This window comes from Candidatus Symbiopectobacterium endolongispinus, from assembly GCF_018777385.1.
Taxonomy (GTDB): domain Bacteria; phylum Pseudomonadota; class Gammaproteobacteria; order Enterobacterales; family Enterobacteriaceae; genus Symbiopectobacterium; species Symbiopectobacterium endolongispinus.
In genome coordinates, this window is sequence record NZ_JAFJYB010000004.1 from 230,753 (window position 1) to 253,871 (window position 23,119).

Genomic DNA, 23,119 nt, shown 5'->3' on the forward strand with positions numbered 1-23,119 from the left:
TCCCGGCTAGACAGGCCGGGAAGGATGCTATCAATAAATCAGGTCAAGAATGCGGGCGATTACTGCGCCATCGCGCGCTCATAAGCATTGAGGATCGCGGCGTTATACGGTGCGATGGGGAAAGTTTTTCCTTTGGTCGCCAGATCCTGCGGTGAAATATCGGTAAACAGACGCTGCCAGACTTCTGGCTTCAGTTCCGATTGAACGTATTTGGCATCGATACCCGGATACCAGTTGAAGCGCTCAACAATGCCCTGCGCCTGTACTTTCGGGCTGGTCGCCAGTTCGACAAACTGCTGGGCCAGTTCACGATTGGGGGCTTGTGCCGGGATCACGTAGTGCATCGGCTGGCCAGGCATGCCCGGTGCAGGCAGCAGAAGTTTAAAGTTATCCGGCAACTGGCCGTTCGCTTTCCACGAGTAGAGCATGTCTACCCACACTGGGCCGATGGCAATCTCACCCCGACTCAGCATATCCAGCGTGCCCGCATTGCCAGGCGTCAGGGTGACGTTTTTATTGAAGGCTTTCAGGCGATCAAAAGCCGGTTGCCATTTCTGTGCTTCCGCTTCTTCAAAGGGGCCGTTCATCAGCTTGTTGGCATCGCCGCCGTAAGCGTAAACCCATCCCATCACAAAGCTGACGCCCGACGCGCCCCCTTTAATGCCGTTATAGCCGAACTGTTTTGGGTGGGCTGCCGCCCACTGTTGCAGTTCGTCATAGCTTTTCGGTGGGTTCGACACCAGCGTCGGGTTATAGGTCAGTGCGGTTTGGCTGCTGAACATCGGCATAACATAGCCTTTGACATCACTGCCTAACGCTTCATCTGCCGCCGCCATAGTGACTAACTTGCCACTCGCAATCGCATCACGGTATTGCAGCAGTTGGCCTTCCTTCACCATCGGGCCGACAAATTTTTCATGCACCACGGCAACGTCGGTATCCCAGACTTTGCTGCCGGCTGCTTGCTGCGCGTTAAAGCGCTCAAGGATCTTCTGCGAGCCAGCATCGCCAGGTCCGGTGCCGACGGCTCTGACTTTGACGCCAGGATGCTGTTGCTCAAACAGCGGCCCCAGATAGTCGTTCACATAATCGACCACGTTTTGATCGCCAGCCGTCAACACGGTAAGCTCTTGCGCCTGCGCAGCAGAAAGTGAAGCGCTCATCATGAGCGTTACAGCAAAAATGCGTTTCATGTCAGTGGTCTCCAGTACAAGATTGGGTAGTCAGGCCGGGAAACGAATCGTGAGAAGCACAAGCCAGTGATGTTGAAGCGAATGGGGCTGGCGTGTCAGATGCAGGAAACAGGAATAGCGCCTCAGCCTGGATCTGCACCTCTACGCGCTGACCAACGTCATAAGGCGCATAGGCATGCACCTGCATCCGCCATATCCCGCTGACAACCGTATGCTGCCAATGACCACCCGGATAGCTTTGTGCCAACACTGTGCCCTGACGCACCAGCATGCCGGGAGCCGCAGGCGGCGCCTGTGTCGCATCGTAGAGCTGTGCGGCTTCGGCACGAAAGCGCGCCTCCACCGTGCCGGGTTGCAACGCCGCATGCCGTGGCACCAGCGCCGCACCCTGCTCATCGCCACGCAGCGTCAACCGATCGCCGTCATAGTAGGCTTCCAGCATCAGTTGGTTTTCAGCCACCATAAACGCCGCGACAAAGGCGCTGGCCGGGTGGTGGTAAACCTGTTGCGGGCTGCCCGCCTGCATCACGCGTCCTTGGTGCAGGATGACGATACGATCCGCCATCACCATGGCTTCTTCACGATCGTGGGTCACGTGAATGGCCGTAAGGCCCAAATGCTGCTGCAAAGCGCGAATCTCGTCGCGCAGTTGCAAGCGAATGCGGGTATCCAGATTGGAGAGGGGCTCATCAAGCAGCAAGATGTCTGGCTGTATCGCCAATGCTCGCCCCAAAGCGACGCGCTGACGCTGGCCGCCGGAGAGCTGTGCCGGTTTACGCGACCCCAATCCGGTCAGTCCCAGCATGTTTTCAAGCTGGGTCACACGGCGGGCAATCTCCGCTCTCGGCATACGTCGTAATTTGAGTCCGTAGACAATGTGTTGCGCCACCGTCATATGCGGCCACAGCGCGTAGCTTTGGAACACCAGCGCCATGCCGCGTTTTTCCGGCGGGTAGTGGGTAATATTCTGGCCGTTGACCAGAACCGCACCGGCATCCGGTGCCGCAAATCCTGCGATAGTGCGTAGCAAGGTGGTTTTGCCGCAACCAGAGGCACCGAGCAGCGCGACAAATTCCCCTTGAGCAATCTCCAGGTGAATATCATTTAAAACAGGCGTAGCGCCGTACCCGGCATGCAGGTGATCGAGCGTAATATGCGGCGTTAGCGCAGCGGAAGAAGACCTTCTATTTTGCACACCTGTGCACCCAAACAAACCTTTCGATGCAGCCGATTGTCCGGGGTAATGATGTCAACGACGTGTTAACGCCATGACATTTCAGTGACAAAAAGAACCTCAGCGGAGAGGGCCACTGAGGTAGCTAATAAACATATCTAAAACGGTCATTTCCGCGCAGACAGGAATCTCTTGCAGGTGAAACGCGTTTCTTCTCACAGAGATCCCCGGCTTTCGCCGAGGATGATGAGGGGAAAAATGGTTTTGTCATCAATCTGAGCGGCCAAAGGCCGCCCTGTTTCAGAGGCGTTTATTACAGCAATTGCGCCAATCGGTTGAGATCCGACTGAATCGCCCCGGCCATTACATCGCGCCCGGCACCCGGCCCGCGAATCACCAGCGGGTTGTCGCGATACCACCGGCTTTCGATCGCGAATACGTTGTCACACGGCAACAGGGAAGCCAGCGGATGATCCGGTCGCACCGCTTCCACGCCCACACGCGCTTTGCCGCTGACATCGAAACGCGCTACGTGACGCAGCACCAACCCCATTTCTTGCGCCGCTTCCAGACGCTGTACCATCTGCTCGTTGAGCGAATCGCCATTTTCAAAAAACTGATCGATCGACCCCGCTTCACTGCCCGCAGGCACCAGTGATTCCACCCACCGTAGCGTTATACAGCCAGTGACGTCCGGTTTTGGCAAAGGCATCGCGGATCTGGCGATAACGATCGCCACTGGATGCCCCCGCAATCTTGTTGGCGCTGATCACGTGAAAACCGTAGCTGGCGAAATCGAGATAGAGATCTGATACCGATTCACTGGCGGTCACATCCAACACCACCAGGTCATCGTAGGGATGAGCACGCATCCACAGGAAGAGATCTTCACCATCACGCTCCTGCGCTTCATCATCAAAGAAGGCCAGCACACGCGACTGGCTTCCAGCCAGTCATAGTTCAGCAGGCTACGCGGGCTGTCTACTACGCCCGCCAGCACAAACTCAAAGCCGGTACGCGCCGAAATCAGCGCCTGCTCGCGCGCAAACAGCTCCAGCCAGCGGGAGCCAATATTGCCCTTGCCGAACAGTACCAACCAGATCCGTTTTTCTGCACGGAATAACGACTGATGCAAACCACGGATCAAATGCTCCGTCGGGCCCACGCGCAGTACCGCTACCAGGCTAATGCCATCGTCGGACTGCCAAACAAACTCGATGGGCTGATCTTTTAACTGCTGATAAAAACGGTGGCTGTGCAGCGGGTTACGGCACACGCCGGCCCCAACCATGGCCACCAGTGCTAATCCTTCACGCTGCGTGAACGTCACGGGCAATCCGGCCTGTTCCAATGCATGCCAGGCGCTGTCCACCACTTCCGAGGTGTAACACAACTGCACCAGATTGCGATCGGCGTGCACGCCAATCGCCAGAGGGCGCACTTGCGCACGGCTAACGTATTGTTCGATCTCTTTGTGCACGCGCGCAAAATCATGCTGTGTAGGAATCTGCACGTCGATCAGGCAAACGTCATAGTGGCTGGTGACAATTTTCGCCCCCGTGCCCGACGCTAACACGCGTTCAATGCGCGTAGAGCCTTGTTCCGGGTTGTAACTGCAACGTAGTTGCAGATCGATATCGCTTGCTGACACTGGCTGCAAGGTGCGTGCATGCAGCACCGGCGCCGCCAGACGCGCCAGTTCGCTGGCCTCATCAAGGCGCAGCAGAGGCAGCAAACAGGCATCTTTCACCTTACGGGGATCGGCACTGTAAACACCGGCCACATCGCTCCAAATGGTCACACGCTCCACGCCCGCCAGCGCACCAATTTGCGTCGCCGAATAGTCACTGCCGTTGCGCCCCAGCAAGACCGTTTCACCGGCCTCGTTGCGGCTGATAAAACCGGTCACCACCCGCCTTTGCCCCGCATGCTGCGTCAACAACTGTTGCAGCAGCGGCCAGGAGCGACCTTCGTCCACCTGCGGCTGTGCAGCCAGTTCAGCGCGTAAAAAGTCGCGGGCGTCCAAGCCAGTTGGCATCGATGTTGCTCAAGTTCAGTACCGCCGCCATCAGGCGCGCAGACCAAATTTCACCGTGCCCCACCACTTCGGCATAAACCGCATCGGTCACGCCACCATCCAGCAGCGCCGCCAGACGCTCCAGATCGCGGATAAAAAGAGTGGTCAACCGCTCTGCGGCATCCGCAGGCAGCAAACCGGCAATCAAATCGCTTTGGTAACGACGCAGCGCCTGCTGCACCTGATGGGCAGACAGACGATCGCTCTGGCTCAGTTTCAGCCAGCTAATCAGTTGGTTGGTTGTGCCGCCAGCGGCTGACACCACCATCAAATCGCCGGGACGGCTATACTCGGCCATAATCCCCGCGATACGTTGATAACACTTCACATCTGCCAGACTGCTGCCGCCAAATTTATGCAGTTGGCGGCCAGAAACCGCCGCTGATACGCCTAACGCACTCATGCTGCTCCCTCAGTTGCCACCCGGAATGCTCGATCCAGATCGGCAAACAGATCGTCACCGTCTTCAATGCCGACCGAAATACGCAGCAGAGTTTCGGAGATACCTGCTGCCGCACGCGCTTCCGGTGCCATGCCCGCATGGGTCATGGTGGCTGCATGAGAAATCAGGCTTTCCACGCCGCCCAGCGATTCTGCCAGTGTAAACAGTTCCAACTCCCCCAGGAAACGGCGCAGGGTGTCTTCATCACCGTTCAGTTCAAAGCTCAACATGGCACCGAAACCGGACTGCTGACGACGTGCAATCTCATGACCGGGATTGTTCGGCAGCGAAGGGTGATAAAGCTTTTTCACCAGCGGCTGCGTTTTCAGGTAATCAATCAGTTGCAGCGCATTTTTCTGCGCAGCGGCCATACGCGGGCCAAGGGTACGCAATCCGCGCAGCAGCAGATAACTGTCAAACGCCGCTCCCGTCACACCAATATTGTTCGCCTACCAAGCCAGTTCCGTCACCACCGCCGGATCTTTGGCAATCACCGTGCCAGCCACCACATCGGAGTGGCCATTGAGATACTTGGTGCAGGAGTGAACCACCAAATCCGCCCCCAATGCCAACGGACGTTGCAACGCCGGACTCAAGAAGGTGTTGTCCACCACGCTGACCGCACCCGCATCACGCGCTGCCTGACAAATGGCGGCGATATCCACCACACGCAGCAACGGGTTGCTGGGGTTTTCCACCAGCACCAGTTTGGGTTTCTCTTCCAGTGCCGCTGCCAGCGCGGCCGAATCCCCCTGATCGACAAATTTTACGCGAAATGCACCACGCTTACTGAGGCTGTCAAACAAACGGTAGCTACCGCCATAGCAATCATGAGGCGCAACCAACAAATCACCCGGACGCAGAAACACAGTGCGCACCAGCAAAATGGCTGACATGCCGCTGCTGGTCATTACCGATCCAGCCCCGCCTTCCAATTCCGCCAACGCACGCTGCACCACATCACGCGTCTGGTTACCGCGACGCGAGTAATCATGGGCTCTGGGCTGGTTGAAACCGGTGAAGTTGTAGGTGCTGGAGAGATGAATCGGCGGAACTACACAGCCGCATTGTTCATCATCATTAAGTCCGCTACGAACAGCGATCGTTGCTTGTTTACGCGTCATGGTCATTTTCCTAACTGGCGGCAGGATATAGGCTATCAAGAGTAATCCCAAGCTCAACGGACGTCAATACATCTAGACCTCTAAACTTCTTTGCGTATAGATTGAGCATTGACGGAAATCCCGTTAGAATTACCCTCATATCATGACGGTTTTATCTTCCTGACGACTATATTTTTAAGGTATCCCATGGCTGAGTGGAACGGCGAGTATGTCAGTCCTTACTCTGAACACGGTAAAAAGAGCGAGCAAGTTAAAAAGATCACGGTCTCGATTCCGCTTAAAGTGCTGAAAATCCTGACTGATGAGCGCACCCGACGTCAGGTCAATAACCTGCGCCATGCAACCAACAGTGAATTATTGTGCGAAGCGTTTCTGCACGCATTTACCGACCAGCCACTACCGGATGACCACGATTTGTGTAAAGAGCGCAGCGATGAAATCCCTGAGGTGGCCAAGGCGATCATGCGTGAGATGGGGATTGACACGGATACGTGGGAATATTGATCTGTTGATCGGGTGGTATACCGCTCTGGCTATAGAAACAATAAAGACACCCGAGGGTGCCTTTCCGTGCGTGTAGGGCGACTACTTCCCAATACAAAAACTCGAGAAAATCCGTCCCAACAAGTCATCGGATGTAAATTCCCCGGTTATCTCACTTAGTGCCTGTTGTGCCAGCCGCAGCTCTTCTGCCAGCAGTTCGCCAGCGTAAGCGCTCACTAACTGTTCTTTGCCTTGTTCCAGATGCTGTGCAGCGGTTTCCAGCGCTTGCAGGTGGCGGCGTCGTGCCAGGAAGCCACCTTCGGTGTTGCTGGTAAAGCCCATGCTCTGTTTTAGATGGTTACGCAGGATATCGACACCATCACCGGTTTTGGCGGACAGGCGAATGAGTGAGTAAGTGTTTACCTCTTCAATGCCTTGTGGTTCACCAGTAATGTCGGCTTTATTGCGCACCACGGTAATCGGCAGTGTGGCGGGCAGGCGTGCCATAAACTCTGGCCAGATTTCGGCAGGCGAGGTGGCGTCAGTGGTGGTGCTATCGACCATAAACAGCACGCGATCCGCCTGTTCAATCTCTTGCCAGGCGCGTTCAATGCCGATGCGTTCCACTTCGTCGCTGGCATCGCGTAGCCCGGCAGTGTCGATGATATGCAGCGGCATGCCGTCGATATGGATATGCTCGCGCAGTACGTCACGCGTGGTGCCCGCGATAGCGGTCACGATTGCCGCCTCACGCCCGGCCAGTGCGTTAAGCAGGCTCGATTTGCCCGCATTGGGGCGACCCGCAATCACCACCTTCATGCCTTCACGCAGCAGGCTGCCTTGATGCGCCTCGGCCTGAACATCCGCCAGATCGGCCATCACGCCATTAAGTTCCGCCTCAATCTTGCCGTCAGAGAGGAAATCGATCTCTTCATCAGGAAAATCAATGGTGGCCTCGACGTAGATGCGCAGGTGAATCAGCGCTTCCACCAGTCGGTTAATGCGGGTAGAGAAGGCGCCTTGCAAGGAGTTCAGCGCAGAACGTGCCGCTTGTTCAGAGCTGGCATCGATCAGGTCTGCGATAGCTTCGGCCTGCGCCAGATCGAGCTTGTCATTGAGAAATGCGCGCTCGGAGAACTCGCCTGGGTGGGCAATGCGCAGGCCGGGCAGTGCCAGAATGCGCTGCATCAGCAAATCAAGAATAACCGGGCCGCCATGCCATTGCAGCTCCAACACGTCCTCGCCAGTAAAGGAGTTGGGGCCAGGAAACCAGATGGCAATACCCTGATCCAGCGCGTTGCCGTCGGCATCGCGAAACGGCAAATAATCCGCATGGCGCGGTTTGGGTAATTTACCCAGCACGGCACGCGCCACGTCGGCAGCCTGCTGGCCGGACACGCGCAAAATACCTACGCCACCGCGTCCGGGGGGCGTGGCTTGGGCTACGATGGTATCGGTATGGCTCATGATGGTTTCTCTGTAGCGATTAAACAAAAGAATAAGGCGGCTATGGGCCGCCTTATTCTCAGACTTGTACAGTCCGCTTATTTCTTCTCTTTCTTGTCGCGGCTGTGCAGGCCTTTCTTCTCCAGCCCGCGGTAAATCAACTGCTGCTGGATAATGGTGACCAGGTTGCTGACGATATAGTACAGCACCAGACCTGATGGGAACCACAGGAAGAACACGGTAAAGATAATCGGCATGTAGGTCATGATCTTCTGCTGCATCGGGTCGGTCACAGTGGTCGGCGACATCTTCTGAATGAAGAACATCGTGATACCCATCAGGATCGGCAGGATGTAGTAAGGGTCTTGCGCAGACAGGTCAGTGATCCACAGGATGAACGGCGCATGGCGCAGCTCAACCGAGCTCATCAGCATGTAGTACAACGCCAGGAAGATAGGCATCTGGATCAGCAGCGGGAAGCAGCCGCCCAGCGGGTTCAATTTCTCCGCCTTGTACAGCGCCATCATCTCTTGGCTCATGCGCTGCTTGTCATCACCGATACGCTCGCGCATGGCTTGCATTTTCGGTTGCAGCATACGCATTTTCGCCATTGAGGTGTACTGCGCCTTGGTCAGCGGGTACATGATGCCGCGCACGATAAAGGTGATGGCGATGATGGATAAGCCCCAGTTACCGATGAAGCCGTGCAGGAATTTCAGCAGTTTGAACAGCTGTTGGGAGATAAACCACAACCAACCGTAATCCACTGACAGGTCCAGATGCGGTGCAACGGCCGCCATCTTGTCCTGAATTTCCGGGCCAACCCACAGTACTGCGCTGATGTCTTTCTGCGCGCCCGCGTCAACGGTTACCGGTGTAGCTTTAAAGCCAATGGCTGCCAAACCGTTCCCCAACTGCGAGGTATAGAAGGTGTTGGCACCGGCGGTAGTCGGGATCCACGCGGTAGCAAAACACTGCTGCAACATGGCAACCCAGCCACCATCGGTGGTGACGTTCAGGTTTTCTTTCATGTCGCTAAAGCTGTATTTCTTGTACTTATCGTCACTGGAGGAGAACGCCGCGCCACGATAGGTGTGGAGTGCAAAGTTGCTGCTGCCGGTATCGCGGTGCTTCGGCAGGTCAATAGACTGTTTCAACTGACCAAACAGCGTTAACTCCAACGGCTGCGCGCTGGTGTTGTTCACGTTGTAGCTAACGTTCAGCGCGTAGTCACCGCGTTTAAGCACGAACGTTTTGGTGAAGGTTACGCCGTCAGCGTTGGTGTAGGTCAACGGAATGGTCAGTGCGTCCTGTCCGTCAGCCAGTTCAAAGTGATCCTGGGTGGCAGTAAACAGCGGACGTGCGCCATTTGCCGGATTATCCGGACCGTGTTTACCCGTCAATCCACTCTGTGCCTGATACACAAATTCCGGCGTGGTTTCCAGCAACAGGAATGGTGTAGCAGAGTGCAGTTTGTCAGGGAACGCCAGCAGATTGGCTTGTTCGATATCGCCGCCGCGCGTATTGATAGTCAGCGACAGTACGTCGGTTTTCACCGTGATCAGTTTACCCTGACCGCTGTTAGGCACGCCCTGGCTGGCGGTATCACCGTTGACTGCGTTCGTCGCTTGCTGGATGGCTTGCGTTGAAGCGGCAGGCGGATTTTTGTCCGTCTCCCACGTCTGCCAGATCAGAAAGCTTACGAATAGCAGAGCGATAAGAAGGAGATTGCGTTGCGAATCCATCGTTAATGTTCTCTGTTATTGTCGGGTTTTGGTGGTACGGGATCATCACCACCAGGGTTCAAAGGGTGGCATTTTAATACGCGTTTGAGCGTCAACCAACTGCCTTTTATCATGCCGAACCTGCGTATGGCCTCAATGCCGTATTGTGAACAGGTTGGGCGAAAACGGCAATGTGGCCCTAACAACGGACTTATAACGAGCTGATAACCGCGTATCAGCCCGATCAGTAGGCGCGAGCCAAGCGACAGTGCCGTTGCCATAATTTTTCCAATGCTTCCGTCAACGCGCGATTATCCAGGTCGGCTACCCCTTTTTTGGCGATCACCACAAAATCCATCGCAGGTAGGGTATGTTGATGTAAACGAAAGCTTTCCCGCGTCAGACGTTTAATCCGATTGCGTTCATGCGCCCGTTTGACATGCTTTTTAGCGACAGTAAGACCGATGCGAGGATGCCCCAGCGAATTCAGGCGGCCGAGGATGGTGATTTGCGGCGTGCCAGCCCGATACGGCTGCTGGAAGACGAAAGTGAAATGGCTGGGAGTTAACAAACGTAACTCCCTGGGAAAAGCGAGCTTAACCACTAGGAGGGTTAGCTTTTATTACTTAGAAACAGTCAGACGAGTACGGCCTTTTGCACGACGGCGGGCCAGAACCTGACGACCATTTTTAGTGGCCATACGAGCACGGAAACCGTGGCTACGGTTACGCTTCAATACGGACGGTTGGAAAGTGCGTTTCATGGCGATTTCTACCTAAACTTGGATAATTGACTTCACAGTAAACGCGTTTGGCGCTCCGGCGTGAACACTGACCGACGCCTCAATCGCATACATCAAAGATCAAAGAGGCGGGATTGTAATAATTGTACAGTCCCGAGTCAATTGGCATCACACGCCTATGGAGCCCTTTCCGCAATAAATTTGGGGAATTTTCTGCCTGAAATAGCACAGAAGAGCATCAACGCGTCGGGCTGAGGATTATACGTACTCTGCATTAAATCGCAAGGATCCTGACACGATCCTTGATGCGGGATCATGATCGCTGTCACTCCAGCGTGAATGCCTATTCAGTTATGCTAAGCGTCCGCATGATGCAAGCCTGTGTCATCGTTGTGCGGCACGTGGCGGCCACGAGTGATAAGAATAGCCTGTGGATAAAAAGGATCGAAACTGTGCAGAAAGGGAAGATCTCTGCCGAGTATTAGGTTATGATCCGCCGTCCCGTGAACGATCCTTCTTCGGGATCGTCTCGGCAACCGCATGGACATCATCAGATGCGCGGTGCACCCAGGAGACTGCCATTGCAGCTTCCTGGTCATAATCATGAATTACACTAAATAACGTATCTGATTCTTTTCTATTTTAATCTTGTTCGAGTGGAGTCCGCCGTGTCACTTTCACTTTGGCAGCAGTGTCTTGCCCGTTTGCAGGATGAGTTACCTGCCACAGAATTCAGCATGTGGATACGTCCGTTACAGACGGAACTGAACGACAACACGCTGGCGCTCTATGCACCAAATCGTTTTGTGCTGGATTGGGTAAGAGACAAGTACCTCAATAACATCAATGGCCTGCTGAACGATTTCTGCGGTATGGATGCGCCTTTGCTGCGTTTTGAAGTCGGCAGCAAGCCGCTGGCCGCGGTGGCTGTCAGCCAGCCAGCCAGCCCTCAGGCGGCGGTGCAGCCGGTCAGGCAGGCACCCGTGCGTCCCAGTTGGGACACACCGGCGACACAAACGGAGCACACTTACCGTTCCAACGTCAATACGAAGCATTCGTTCGACAACTTCGTTGAAGGTAAGTCTAACCAATTGGCGCGCGCGGCGGCGCGTCAGGTCGCTGACAACCCCGGCGGAGCCTATAACCCCCTGTTTCTCTATGGCGGCACCGGTTTGGGGAAAACCCACCTGCTGCACGCGGTAGGTAATGGCATTATTGCGCGCAAGCCAAATGCCAAAGTGGTCTATATGCATTCTGAACGCTTTGTACAGGATATGGTCAAAGCCTTACAGAACAATGCGATTGAAGAATTTAAGCGTTATTACCGTTCAGTCTATGCCCTGTTGATCGATGATATTCAGTTTTTTGCCAACAAAGAGCACTCTCAGGAGGAGTTTTTCCATACCTTCAATGCGCTGCTGGAAGGCAATCAGCAAATCATCCTGACTTCCGATCGTTATCCGAAAGAGATCAATGGGGTAGAAGATCGTCTGAAATCGCGCTTTGGCTGGGGATTGACGGTCGCGATCGAACCGCCGGAGCTGGAAACGCGCGTGGCGATCCTTATGAAAAAAGCGGATGAAAATGATATCCGTCTGCCGGGTGAAGTGGCCTTTTTTATTGCCAAGCGATTGCGCTCTAACGTGCGTGAGCTGGAAGGCGCACTGAACCGCGTGATCGCTAACGCCAATTTTACCGGCCGCGCCATTACCATTGATTTCGTGCGTGAAGCGCTGCGCGATCTGTTGGCGTTGCAGGAAAAGTTGGTGACCATCGACAATATTCAAAAGACGGTCGCAGAGTACTATAAGATCAAAGTCGCCGATCTGCTGTCCAAACGGCGATCCCGATCGGTGGCTCGTCCGCGCCAGATGGCGATGGCGCTGGCGAAAGAGCTGACAAACCACAGCTTACCGGAAATTGGTGATGCGTTTGGCGGTCGTGACCATACCACCGTGCTGCATGCGTGCCGCAAGATTGAGCAGCTGCGTGAGGAAAGCCACGACACCAAGGAAGATTTCTCTAATTTAATCAGAATATTATCTTCATAATATTATGAAATTCATTATTGAACGCGAGCATCTGCTAAAACCGTTACAACAGGTGAGTGGCCCGTTAGGTGGTCGTCCCACATTGCCTATTCTGGGCAATCTGCTGTTACAAGTGACGGACGGCGCACTGTCGCTGACCGGCACCGATCTGGAAATGGACATGGTGGCGAAGATCCCCCTGTCTCAGGCCCATGAATCCGGTGCGACCACGGTGCCGGCGCGTAAACTGTTTGATATTTGCCGTGGCTTGCCCGACGGCGCGGAAATTACCATCACGCTGGAAGGCGACCGGATGCTGGTGCGTTCCGGCTGTAGCCGCTTCTCGCTTTCTACGCTCCCGGCGTCTGATTTCCCGAACCTGGATGACTGGCAGAGCGAAGTGGCATTCTCGTTGCCGCAGGCGACGCTGAAACGCCTGATTGAAGCCACGCAGTTCTCCATGGCACACCAGGATGTGCGTTATTACCTTAACGGTATGTTGTTTGAAACCGAAGGAGAAGAGTTGCGCACCGTGGCGACCGACGGTCACCGTCTAGCGGTATGTGCCATGCCGATTGGTCAGTCGCTGCCGTCCCACTCGGTGATCGTGCCGCGTAAAGGGGTGATTGAGCTACTGCGCCTGCTGGACGGCGGCGATACGCCATTGCAGCTACAGATCGGTACCAACAACATTCGCGCCCACGTCGGGGATTTCATCTTTACGTCCAAGCTGGTCGACGGGCGTTTTCCTGACTACCGCCGCGTATTGCCGAAAAACCCGGACAAGGCGCTGGAAGCGAGCTGCGATTTGCTGAAACAGGCATTTGCACGTGTGGCGATCCTGTCTAACGAGAAGTTTCGCGGTGTGCGTCTGCACCTGATTGAGAATCAGCTGAAAATTACCGCGAATAACCCGGAACAGGAAGAAGCGGAAGAGATTCTGGACGTGCAGTACAACGGCACGGAAATGGAAATTGGCTTTAACGTCAGCTACGTGCTGGATGTGTTGAATGCGCTGAAGTGTGAAGATGTCCGTTTGCTGCTGACCGATTCTGTCTCTAGTGTGCAGATTGAAGACGGTGCCAGCAAGGCGGCGGCATACGTTGTCATGCCGATGCGTCTGTAGCGGGACGCGCTTGGTCTGCCCCCTTTTTTGGCGTGAATGCCGACGCTTGCCGTCGGCATTTGTGCCGGTTGTCGCGTACAGGATCTGGTTGTCCATTGCTCTGACCCGCCTTCTGATTAAAGATTTCCGTAATATCGCCTCTGCCGATTTGGCGCTCATACCTGGATTCAATTTTCTGGTAGGGGAGAATGGCAGCGGAAAAACCAGCGTTCTGGAGGCCATCTACACGTTGGGGCACGGTCGTGCGTTTCGCTCCATCCAGGCAGCGCGCGTGATTCGGCATGAACAGTCCGAGTTTATTCTGCACGGTCGGTTAGATGGCATGGAGCGTGAACGTTCGATAGGCCTGAGTAAAAACCGGCTGGGCGACAGTACCGTGCGTATTGATGGCAGCGATGGTCACAAGGTGGCGAATCTGGCGCAGTTGCTGCCGATTCAGCTCATCACGCCGGAGGGCTTCACGTTGCTCAACGGTGGGCCAAAATACCGTCGTGCTTTTCTCGATTGGGGCTGTTTTCACCATGAGCCCGGTTTTTTCGCGGCATGGAGCAACCTGAAACGGTTATTGCGCCAGCGTAATGCCGCGCTGCGTCAGGTGGGGCAGTATCGTCAACTGCGCGCCTGGGATCAGGAACTTATTCCGCTGGCAGAGCGCATCAGCGCCTGGCGGGCGGATTACACCACTGCGATTACTGCGGACATTACCGCGACCTGCGAGCAGTTTTTGCCGGAGTTTTCACTGAGCTTCTCTTTCCAGCGCGGCTGGGACAAAGAGAGCGATTATGCCGAACTGCTGGAACGGCAATTTGAGCGCGATCGGCAGTTGGGCTACACCTCGTTGGGGCCGCACAAAGCGGATTTTCGTATCCGGGCGGGCGGCGTCGCGGTGGAAGACATGTTGTCGCGTGGACAGTTGAAGTTATTGATGTGTGCGTTGCGATTGGCGCAAGGAGAGTTTCTCACTCGCCATAGCGGTGCCAAGTGTATTTATCTGATAGATGATTTTGCTTCCGAACTGGACAGTACCCGCCGCCGTTTGTTGGCTGAACGGTTAAAAGCGACCGAGGCTCAGGTATTTGTTAGCACCATCAGCGCTGAGCAGATAGATGACATGATCGGTGAAAAGGGCAAGATGTTCCGCGTGGAACAGGGTAAAATAACGGTTCAATTACAGGACTAAAATGAGCGAGAAACGTTGATGTCGAATTCTTATGACTCCTCAAGTATCAAAGTATTGAAAGGGCTGGATGCGGTACGTAAACGCCCGGGTATGTACATCGGTGATACGGATGACGGCACAGGCCTGCATCACATGGTATTCGAGGTTGTGGACAACGCTATCGACGAAGCGCTCGCAGGCTTCTGCAAAGACATTGTTATTACCATTCATAAAGATAACTCGGTTTCGGTGCAGGATGATGGCCGTGGCATTCCTACCGGTATTCATGAAGAAGAGGGTGTCTCTGCGGCCGAAGTGATCATGACCGTGCTGCATGCCGGCGGTAAGTTTGACGATAACTCCTATAAAGTGTCCGGCGGTCTGCACGGTGTTGGGGTTTCCGTGGTCAACGCCTTGTCTGAAAAGCTGGAACTGACCATTTACCGTGATGGCAAAACTCACCACCAAATTTATCGTCACGGCGAACCGCAGGCACCGCTGGCCGTGGTGGGGGATGCCGAACGTACCGGTACCACCGTGCGTTTCTGGCCTAGCATGGAAACCTTTAGCAACGTCACCGATTTCGAATACGACATTCTGGCCAAGCGCCTGCGTGAGCTGTCGTTCCTGAACTCTGGTGTTTCCATCCGTCTCAGCGACGAGCGTGAGCAGGGTAAGGCCGATCACTTCCACTATGAAGGCGGCATTAAAGCGTTTGTTGACTACCTGAATCGCAACAAGATGCCGATTCATCCGCAGGTGTTCTATTTCAGCGCGGAAAAAGACGATATTGGCGTCGAAATTGCCATGCAGTGGAACGACGGGTTCCAGGAAAATATCTACTGCTTTACCAACAACATTCCCCAGCGTGATGGCGGTACGCACCTGGCCGGTTTCCGTGGCGCGATGACGCGCACGCTGAACAGCTACATGGAAAAAGAAGGCTACAGCAAAAAGGCCAAAGTCAGTGCCACCGGTGACGATGCGCGTGAGGGCTTGATTGCTGTGGTATCGGTGAAAGTGCCGGACCCGAAATTCTCCTCACAGACCAAAGACAAGCTGGTCTCTTCCGAGGTGAAAACCGCGGTGGAATCGCTGATGAACGAACGTCTGGTCGATTACCTGATGGAAAACCCGGGTGACGCCAAAATCGTGGTCGGCAAAATTATTGATGCAGCGCGCGCGCGCGAAGCGGCCCGCAAAGCACGTGAAATGACGCGTCGTAAAGGGGCGCTCGATCTGGCTGGCTTGCCGGGCAAGCTGGCGGATTGTCAGGAACGCGATCCGGCGCTGTCTGAACTCTACCTGGTGGAAGGGGACTCGGCGGGCGGCTCTGCCAAGCAGGGGCGTAACCGTAAGAATCAGGCCATTCTGCCGCTTAAAGGTAAAATCCTTAACGTGGAGAAAGCGCGCTTTGACAAGATGCTCTCTTCTCAGGAAGTGGGCACGTTGATCACTGCGTTAGGCTGTGGCATTGGCCGCGATGAATACAATCCGGACAAGCTGCGTTACCACAACATCATCATCATGACCGATGCCGACGTTGATGGTGCGCACATTCGTACGCTGCTGTTGACCTTCTTCTATCGTCAGATGCCGGAAATCATTGAACGTGGTCACGTCTTTATTGCTCAGCCACCGCTGTACAAAGTGAAGAAAGGCAAGCAGGAACAGTACATTAAAGATGATGAAGCGATGGACCAATACCAGATTGCACTGGCACTGGATGGATCGGCGTTGCACATCAATGCTCAGGCACCTGCGTTGCGGAGCGAGCAGGTGGAACTGCTGGTGAAAGATCACCACAGCGTACAGCGGTTGATCGATCGTATGGAACGTCGTTATCCATGTGCGTTGTTGAATGCCTTGATTTACCAAGACACGCTGACAGAAAACGATCTGCAAGACCGCGCCAAAGTAGAAAGCTGGTTGGCGACGTTGGTGAAAACCCTCAATGAAGATGATGTGCACGGCAGCAGTTACAGCGGCACGTTGAGCGATAACTCAGTGCTTGCCGAACCAGTGCTGCGCGTGCGTACGCACGGGGTAGATACCGATTATGTGCTGGATGCCAACTTCGTACGCGGCAGCGAATACCGCAAAATCGTACTGCTGGGTGAAAAGCTGCGTGGCCTGTTCGAAGAGGGTGCGTACATCGAGCGCGGTGAGCGCAAACAGCCGATTAACAGCTTCGAACAAGCGCTGGAGTGGCTGGTGAAAGAGTCACGCCGTGGTTTGAACATTCAGCGTTACAAAGGTCTGGGCGAAATGAACCCGGAACAGCTGTGGGAAACCACCATGGATCCGGAAAGCCGCCGCATGCTGCGCGTGACAGTTAAAGACGCCATGGCAGCGGATGAGCTGTTCACTACGCTGATGGGCGATGCGGTTGAGCCGCGCCGCGCCTTTATCGAAGAGAATGCGTTGAAAGCCGCTAACATTGATATCTAGTAGGATGTAGTGACATAAAAAAACCGCGGCGGCGGCGCGACGCTTGCTGGCACGCATTTCCTGCGCCAGTGTGATAGCGGCGGTGTGATCAGCATGAAAATGACCGCAGACCAGAAAATGGCATGGGGATGACCATTATCCAAAAACCAGCCGAACAGCACCGGACCGGCAGACCCGCCGATATTGAACCCGGTGGACACAATACCAAATACCCGTCATTCCGCGCCTTTCGGTGATGCGGCCCGCACCAGCATATCCCGCGAGGGTGCAATCATGCCGGAGAGGAATCCCGCTGCCGCCAGCAGTGGCACCAGCACCATTGCTGGCAACGGATAGATAGCGACAATCGCCACCAGCACGGCGGTGACGGCTAATGCGCCAGTGGCAACCAGACCGTGGCGCTCGGTTTTATCGGCCAGAGCACCGCCCGCACGCACGCCAAAGGCACTGGCAAACAAAAATGCGGTCAGCACCGCATTGGCATCGGATAAGGGCAGATCGTAGCCGGTAACCAATGCGGTGACCGAGAAGTTTTGGATTGAATTAGTGCTCAGGCTCAGCATCAAAAAGAGACCCAGCAACGCCAGGATTGGCAGTGAAAACAGCGCCTTGTCGCTGGTTTGCACCGGGGCGGCACCGCTTTTAGGGGCCGCTAATTTAAGCCGCGCTGGCTCGTCTTTATGCATCAGCAGCATAACGACAACCAGTAATCCCACCACGCCAGACACAATAAAGGCGGCATTTATGCCGAGCCATGCTGCTACCGCGAGTAAAATCCCCGGCGTAACGGCGTTGCATAAAAAGCCGGAGAAGGTATGGATCGAGAACGCACTCCCCATGCGTTTGTCATCAATGCCGCGCGAGAGCAAGGCGTAATCTGACGGGTGATACACTGCGTTAGCCACACCGGCAAACCCCATCGCGATCAGCAGCCAAAGATAGTGCGGTGTCAGCCCAAGCGACATAAAGCTCAGGCTACCGAGCGTCAGTCCGGCAACCAGCGTACGCCGCGCCCCGATACGGTCAACGGCAAAACCGATGGGCGTTTGCACGCAGGCGGAGACGATGTTGAAGACGCTGATCGCCAGCCCGAGTTCAACGAAGCTGATGCCGCGTTGGGCAGACAGCAACGGGATCAGCACCGGTAGCACCATAATGTGAAAATGGCTGACCAAATGCGCACAGGAGATCTGGGCGAGCAGAGGAAGTTTCATCGTTTTCATGTTTGCGTTTGTCGCACTTTCTCTCGTGTAGTTTTGACCTCAGGCAGACCGAGGGCTCTCGGTCTGCCTGTGTCAGATCAGGATAAACGAAACACTTTGACCGTGAGCGCCAGTTGGCGCGCCTGTTCATCCAGCGAGGCGGCGGCAGCGGTGGCTTCCTGCACCAGCGCGGCGTTTTGTTGTGTGACGCCATCCATTTCATGTACAGCTTGCGTTACCTGGCTGATACCGCGTGATTGTTCATCGGATGCGGCAACGATGTCATCCATGATGGTTTTAACCGACGCGATGGCATCCAGCATCTTTTCCATGGTGTGACCGGCATTTTGTACCAGTTCGACGCCGTTTTTAACGCGCGAAGAGGATTCTACGATCAGTGCCGTGATGTCTTTCACCGCCGCTGCGCTGTGCCAGATTACGCACTTCACTGGCGACCACGGCAAAGCCGCGCCCCTGCTCGCCCGCTCGTGCGGCTTCCAGCGCTGCGTTCAATGCCAAAATGTTGGTCTGGAAGGCAATACCATTAATAATGCTGGTAATGTCGGCGATTTTACGTGAACTGTCGTCAATATCACCCATGATGCTGACGACTTGCCCGACGATGGTATTCCCATGCTGAGCGATGTCAGTCGCGTTTTGTGTTAGCTTGGTGGCGCTGTGTGCATTGTCAACATTCAGTTTTACCGTTGCGGTGATCTGCTCCATGCTGGCGGCCGTTTGTTGTAATGCGGCCGCCTGTTGTTCGGTGCGTGAGGCCAGATCGATATTGCCTGCGGCGATTTCTGTGGCGGCGAGGCTTACCGATTCGCTGGTGGTCAACAATTGCTGAGCAATATCGCGCAACTGATTTTGCATGGTGTGAATCGCATAGAACAGGCTGCTGGTGTCTTTGGGCTGCACCTGAATGGTGTTGGTGATCTGCCCATTGGCAACGGACAACGCGATGCGTGCCGCTTCTGCCGGTTCGCCACCGATGGGGCGCAATACCTTACGCGTAAAGATGACGCCCAGTGCGGCAGAGACCACGATAATGCTGATGACCATCAGCAGTAATGCGATATTGCGCTGATGCTCCGTTTCAGCAAGCACGACATCAATGGGAACCGATAGGCCCAATATCCACGGCGTGCCGGTGTTGCCAATGGTCACCGGAATGGTGAGGTCGTAGGATGCCGTTTTCAGTACCGGGTTTTCAGCGTTGGTGCGTATCGATACTCCTTGGGACACCCTTTTTAGCAGGCTGTCAGGGTGAGCAGCTGGTTTGGTCACCTGCGCCTGGTCGGGGTAGGCGATATAGGCACCGGATTGCGATAACAGTTCAGCGTAGCCCGTGCCTTTATAAGGCTTGATGGCATTGATGAGTTGTTGCAGCGTATCCAGTGAAAAATCTGCCGTTACCGAGCCAAGAAAGGTGCCGTCAACCACGATGGGTACCGCAATGGAGGTGAGCAACACCTCTACGCCTTATAGGGGTAGAGGTAAGGCTCAAGAACCACTTCCTGTTTCACCTTGCATGGCAGCAGATAGTAGTCGCCGCTGCCGGGCGTTTCATAATCCGTCAGATTGTGCAGCACCACGTTACCCGCCGTGTTACGATCGACATAGCGAACATAGCGGCCGTTCGGATAGTGCTCGGCTTGTCCGGCAAACTGCGCGTCGTTGCCATCAAAGGCGTTTGGTTCCCACGCCAGCGACATTGACAGGAAATCCGGGTTATTTTGTAGCGCATTTTTCAGCAGGGTGTCCGCCATGTCGCGATCGGCATGGCCGCTATTGCGCAGTCTGAGTACGCTTTGTCCCAGATTGCGCGCCACTGTTAACGCCAGATCCAGTTTGCGCTGTACCAGATAGCTATTGGTATAGGCGGTTTTGGTCAGATACTGCTGCGCATCGTTTTTCTGCTGCTGTGTGGACTGCCAAATCAATAAACCGATGGTGATGGCAAAGCCAAGGCCGATAGTGACGATGCCTGCCAACAGCATGAGAATGCGCGTCGAGAGCGTCTTTTTTTATTTTCAAAAGGGGTGTGCGGAACTTGAGCATGAAGCGCGGTGTGTGAAATCGGTGTCTATGGCGCGGGTGGTGCATAAGGCTGTAGGGATTTAGACATGGTGGTTATCCTCCCTGGGATAGACATTGTGTCAGAAATCTAATTTAGTGTTCAAAAATCAATAAGTTAATTTTCATTTTTTGCGCTGTATCCCTTCATGAAAAAGCCTGTTTTATGTGATAAGGATCACAGCATGATCATCGGCAGAATTCCGTAAATCTTTATCCTTCACTGGCTCACGGCGATAACTCGCGTTAGCATGCAAAAAAACCATTACGGCAGGATGAAGCATGACGATAAAGCTGATTGCAATTGATATGGACGGTACGTTGCTTAACCCGCAACACCAGATTTCGCCCGCAGTAAGCGCGGCGATTGCGGCGGCGCGGAATCAGGGAGTGCACGTGGTGCTGGCGATCTGGCGGCCCTTTATTGGCGTAAAACGCTATCTGGAGATACTTGGGCTGGATAAAACCGGCGGCTATTGCATTACCAACAACGGCGCGTTGGTTCAGCGTACCGATACCGGAGAATGTGTGGCGCAAACGCCGCTGAGCTTTGACGATTATCTCTACTGCGAAGCGCTTTCCCGCACCTTGAACGTGCACCTGCACGCGTTGGACTTCAACACCGTCTATACCGCCAATAAAGACATCAGTCGCTATACCGTTTATGAATCTCATCTGACAGGCATGCCGTTGAAATACCGGGCCGTTGAGGAGATGGACAGCACCCTGACCTTCCCGAAAGTGATGATGATTGATGAGCCAGAGCTTCTGGATAACGCGATTCGCCAGATTCCTGACGAAGCGCGAGCGCGCTACACCATTATCAAGAGCGCGCCCTACTATTTAGAAATTATGGATGATCGGGTTAACAAAGGCGAGGGGGGTGCGTTTGCTGGCGGAATATCTTGGACTGACCGCGGAAAACGTGATGGCGATCGGCAATCATGAAAACGATCTGGTCATGATTGGCTATGCGGGCGCTGGGGTTGCCATGGGGAACGCGATTGATGAGGTCAAAGCGATCAGCCAATTTGTCACTCATCCCAATACGGAAGACGGCGTTGCCTACGCGATTGAAAAATTTGTCCTGAAAACATCGCATTGAGTTGTTCTGATTATAAAAAAACGGCGCTTTTCCTCACGGAGAAGCGCCGTTTTTTTTGCTACAGCGGGTGATTATTTGTAGATAATCGCCGTGCCGCGTAGCAGATCGCTGCCGGTGGTGTTGGTGATAGAGAAGGCTTTCGCGCCTGCTTTATCGGCTTTCTCAGCCAGTTGTTCCTGAAGTGAACTCAGATCGTGCGCACCGCTAACGGAAATGACGCCGAATTCCTGGTATTTAGTGGCTTGTTGAGCGCTAACGCTTTCAGCAGCAAAAGCACCAAAGGAAAGGGAAGCGAGTACGGCAGCAGCAGCGATGGTTTTTACGTTTTTCATGATGTTTTATCCTGTTTTTAAATGTGTTGTTGAAAGAGCATGTCTTTCGATGAAGGGAATGTTACGCCCATGCTAAAAAATTAGAAAACGGATGTTATTGAGAAACTCTTTCAATAAATTTGAATGTTATTTTTGTGCTTTTTTAAATTTTATTACTTTAAATCATTTAGTTAGTTTTTTGTTTGTTGTTTTTTTATATTGATTTTATTTTTATGGTTTTTTGTTTTCTGATTTACATCTGTTTATCTCGTTTTGTTGTATTGATGGACAAGGGGGTTCAGACCTGTACATAGCAGGTCTGAACATGGTTTCTTAATGGGTAATTGGCTGTTTTATCAGAATATTTCGTTAAACTCTTTTACATAAACAGGGGGGGCTTTTATCTGCTGCCGGGTAAAGGTGAGGGGATGCTTACTTTGGTGCCCGTTGGTGTTTGCTGTATTTCGTTTTGCTAAAACAGCGTTGAGCTCACTAATAACAGAAGCAGGATGGCGTGTTGTCGTTGACCGCAGCGGCGCAGGTCGTAACAGGGGCGGTTATATTTTGCTACCCGATTTTGGTATTGCTGGAGTAACTACCCATTTATTGTAGGCCTCTGTCGGTGATAATTGAAATTCGCGTAGCGGTTGCGCTAGAAGTTGGGCGAGATCATGGTGAGGTTCAGGCGACGATGGGTGATAACGGGTTATTTCCAACGTCTTGTTTGTAAATCTATCTTGTGCATTTACTCTCGATGAATGATTTTCTACCAGCATGGTGGGTAGATTTTTTCTTGAAATATTCTCTGTGTTTAATTAGTTGTTTTTATTGTTATTTGTTTTATTCTCTCCTGTGTTTTTTGCAATTAATAATTTCTTTAAAAGTAGTAGCGTATTTTTTTTGGCTTACCTCTAGTTGTGAGTAAACAGCAGAAAACCCCTCTGACTAAATAATTTGTATTTATATTCATAATACAGGCTTTTAGGTAAAGAGATTAGTCTACTAAAAGCGTGAGGATGAGCATTCAAAAAAAACACATACCCCCTAAGCTCTGTTTATAAAATGTCATTATTTTATATTTCAAATCACACGAGCGCTTACTTTGTATGCTATCGCACAGGGGCGAGAGCCGGCCTTATAAAAAATAGGTCGGATTTTGTTATCTAATTGTTAGCAGATGACAAAATTAATCTGATTACTTTCAATCGGTTATTTTTTGTACCTCGATTAATCTCACAAATCAGAGCGAAA

General features: G+C 53.6%; 13 protein-coding genes and 5 pseudogenes. 6 read left to right on the plus strand and 12 right to left on the minus strand.

From position 1 onward, the window contains the following. Positions 1-59: 59 nt before the first annotated feature. From JZM30_RS16585 to metB, 4 genes and pseudogenes are all read right to left on the minus strand, one after another. Entirely contained in the window at positions 60-1,193 is a 1,134-nt protein-coding gene (locus JZM30_RS16585) for an ABC transporter substrate-binding protein (protein ID WP_438801514.1), read from the minus strand. A gap of 1 nt (position 1,194) precedes the next feature. After that, on the minus strand, positions 1,195-2,388 hold the full coding sequence (locus JZM30_RS16590; RefSeq protein ID WP_252320023.1) for an ABC transporter ATP-binding protein: 1,194 nt from the start codon (positions 2,386-2,388) through the stop codon (positions 1,195-1,197). Between the two features lie 292 nt (positions 2,389-2,680). After that, positions 2,681-4,847 (minus strand): annotated as a pseudogene (locus JZM30_RS16595) (bifunctional aspartate kinase/homoserine dehydrogenase II). Next, positions 4,844-6,010: pseudogene (gene metB, locus JZM30_RS16600) on the minus strand (cystathionine gamma-synthase). The pseudogenes JZM30_RS16595 and metB overlap by 4 nt, the downstream one beginning before the upstream one ends. Positions 6,011-6,196: 186 nt before the next feature. On the opposite strand from metB, the gene metJ reads away from it, so the two are divergent. Beyond that, positions 6,197-6,514: a met regulon transcriptional regulator MetJ gene (metJ, locus tag JZM30_RS16605; RefSeq protein WP_252320025.1), complete on the plus strand. Its 318-nt coding sequence runs from the start codon at positions 6,197-6,199 to the stop codon at positions 6,512-6,514. Between the two features lie 81 nt (positions 6,515-6,595). On the opposite strand, the gene mnmE is transcribed toward metJ, so the two are convergent. The 5 genes from mnmE to rpmH form a co-directional block, all read right to left on the minus strand. After that, on the minus strand, positions 6,596-7,960 hold the full coding sequence (gene mnmE, locus JZM30_RS16610) for a tRNA uridine-5-carboxymethylaminomethyl(34) synthesis GTPase MnmE (protein ID WP_252320027.1): 1,365 nt from the start codon (positions 7,958-7,960) through the stop codon (positions 6,596-6,598). Between the two features lie 77 nt (positions 7,961-8,037). Then, a complete protein-coding gene (yidC, locus tag JZM30_RS16615) occupies positions 8,038-9,684 on the minus strand; it encodes a membrane protein insertase YidC (RefSeq protein WP_252320029.1) in 1,647 nt (548 codons plus the stop codon). Positions 9,685-9,686: 2 nt separating this feature from the next. Continuing rightward, positions 9,687-9,944 carry a membrane protein insertion efficiency factor YidD gene (gene yidD / locus JZM30_RS16620; protein ID WP_222159001.1) on the minus strand — a complete coding sequence of 86 codons (258 nt, stop codon included), beginning with the start codon at positions 9,942-9,944 and terminating at the stop codon, positions 9,687-9,689. Next, on the minus strand, positions 9,908-10,267 hold the full coding sequence (gene rnpA / locus JZM30_RS16625; protein WP_252320031.1) for a ribonuclease P protein component: 360 nt from the start codon (positions 10,265-10,267) through the stop codon (positions 9,908-9,910). Before rnpA ends, yidD begins: the two co-directional genes overlap by 37 nt. Positions 10,268-10,285: 18 nt before the next feature. Then, positions 10,286-10,426 carry a 50S ribosomal protein L34 gene (rpmH, locus tag JZM30_RS16630; RefSeq protein WP_004093983.1) on the minus strand — a complete coding sequence of 47 codons (141 nt, stop codon included), beginning with the start codon at positions 10,424-10,426 and terminating at the stop codon, positions 10,286-10,288. 647 nt (positions 10,427-11,073) lie between these two features. Here rpmH and dnaA point away from each other — a divergent pair. The 4 genes from dnaA to gyrB all read left to right on the plus strand — a co-directional run bounded on the left by dnaA (position 11,074) and on the right by gyrB (position 17,171). After that, positions 11,074-12,456 (plus strand): chromosomal replication initiator protein DnaA, encoded by a 1,383-nt coding sequence (gene dnaA, locus JZM30_RS16635; RefSeq protein WP_252320033.1) that lies wholly within the window; start codon positions 11,074-11,076, stop codon positions 12,454-12,456. A gap of 4 nt (positions 12,457-12,460) precedes the next feature. Next, positions 12,461-13,561 (plus strand): DNA polymerase III subunit beta, encoded by a 1,101-nt coding sequence (gene dnaN, locus JZM30_RS16640; RefSeq protein ID WP_252320035.1) that lies wholly within the window; start codon positions 12,461-12,463, stop codon positions 13,559-13,561. 94 nt (positions 13,562-13,655) lie between these two features. After that, on the plus strand, positions 13,656-14,741 hold the full coding sequence (recF, locus tag JZM30_RS16645) for a DNA replication/repair protein RecF (RefSeq protein WP_252320595.1): 1,086 nt from the start codon (positions 13,656-13,658) through the stop codon (positions 14,739-14,741). 18 nt (positions 14,742-14,759) lie between these two features. Further along, positions 14,760-17,171, plus strand: a complete 2,412-nt coding sequence (gyrB, locus tag JZM30_RS16650) for a DNA topoisomerase (ATP-hydrolyzing) subunit B (protein ID WP_252320037.1) — start codon at positions 14,760-14,762, stop codon at positions 17,169-17,171. A gap of 27 nt (positions 17,172-17,198) precedes the next feature. Here gyrB and JZM30_RS16655 read toward each other — a convergent pair. Both JZM30_RS16655 and JZM30_RS23655 read right to left on the minus strand, forming a co-directional pair. Then, positions 17,199-18,394: pseudogene (locus JZM30_RS16655) on the minus strand (MFS transporter); the annotation flags it as partial. Between the two features lie 77 nt (positions 18,395-18,471). Continuing rightward, a pseudogene (locus tag JZM30_RS23655) lies at positions 18,472-20,376 on the minus strand (methyl-accepting chemotaxis protein). A 358-nt stretch (positions 20,377-20,734) separates the two neighbouring features. On the opposite strand from JZM30_RS23655, the pseudogene yidA reads away from it, so the two are divergent. Continuing rightward, positions 20,735-21,557, plus strand: a pseudogene (gene yidA, locus JZM30_RS16670) (sugar-phosphatase). A gap of 71 nt (positions 21,558-21,628) precedes the next feature. Here yidA and bhsA read toward each other — a convergent pair. Then, complete coding sequence (gene bhsA / locus JZM30_RS16675; RefSeq protein WP_222159009.1) at positions 21,629-21,889, minus strand: multiple stress resistance protein BhsA; 261 nt, start codon at positions 21,887-21,889, stop codon at positions 21,629-21,631. Between the last annotated feature and the right edge of the window lie 1,230 nt (positions 21,890-23,119).

Excerpts from the sequence above, each read along its gene's own strand:
- JZM30_RS16585 (WP_438801514.1), bottom strand. The coding sequence starts at position 1,193 with ATGAAACGCATTTTTGCTGTAACGCTCATGATGAGCGCTTCACTTTCT.
- metJ (WP_252320025.1), top strand. The coding sequence starts at position 6,197 with ATGGCTGAGTGGAACGGCGAGTATGTCAGTCCTTACTCTGAACACGGT.
- mnmE (WP_252320027.1), bottom strand. The coding sequence starts at position 7,960 with ATGAGCCATACCGATACCATCGTAGCCCAAGCCACGCCCCCCGGACGC.
- yidC (WP_252320029.1), bottom strand. The coding sequence starts at position 9,684 with ATGGATTCGCAACGCAATCTCCTTCTTATCGCTCTGCTATTCGTAAGC.
- yidD (WP_222159001.1), bottom strand. The coding sequence starts at position 9,944 with ATGGCAACGGCACTGTCGCTTGGCTCGCGCCTACTGATCGGGCTGATA.
- rpmH (WP_004093983.1), bottom strand. The coding sequence starts at position 10,426 with ATGAAACGCACTTTCCAACCGTCCGTATTGAAGCGTAACCGTAGCCAC.
- dnaN (WP_252320035.1), top strand. The coding sequence starts at position 12,461 with ATGAAATTCATTATTGAACGCGAGCATCTGCTAAAACCGTTACAACAG.
- gyrB (WP_252320037.1), top strand. The coding sequence starts at position 14,760 with ATGTCGAATTCTTATGACTCCTCAAGTATCAAAGTATTGAAAGGGCTG.
- bhsA (WP_222159009.1), bottom strand. The coding sequence starts at position 21,889 with ATGAAAAACGTAAAAACCATCGCTGCTGCTGCCGTACTCGCTTCCCTT.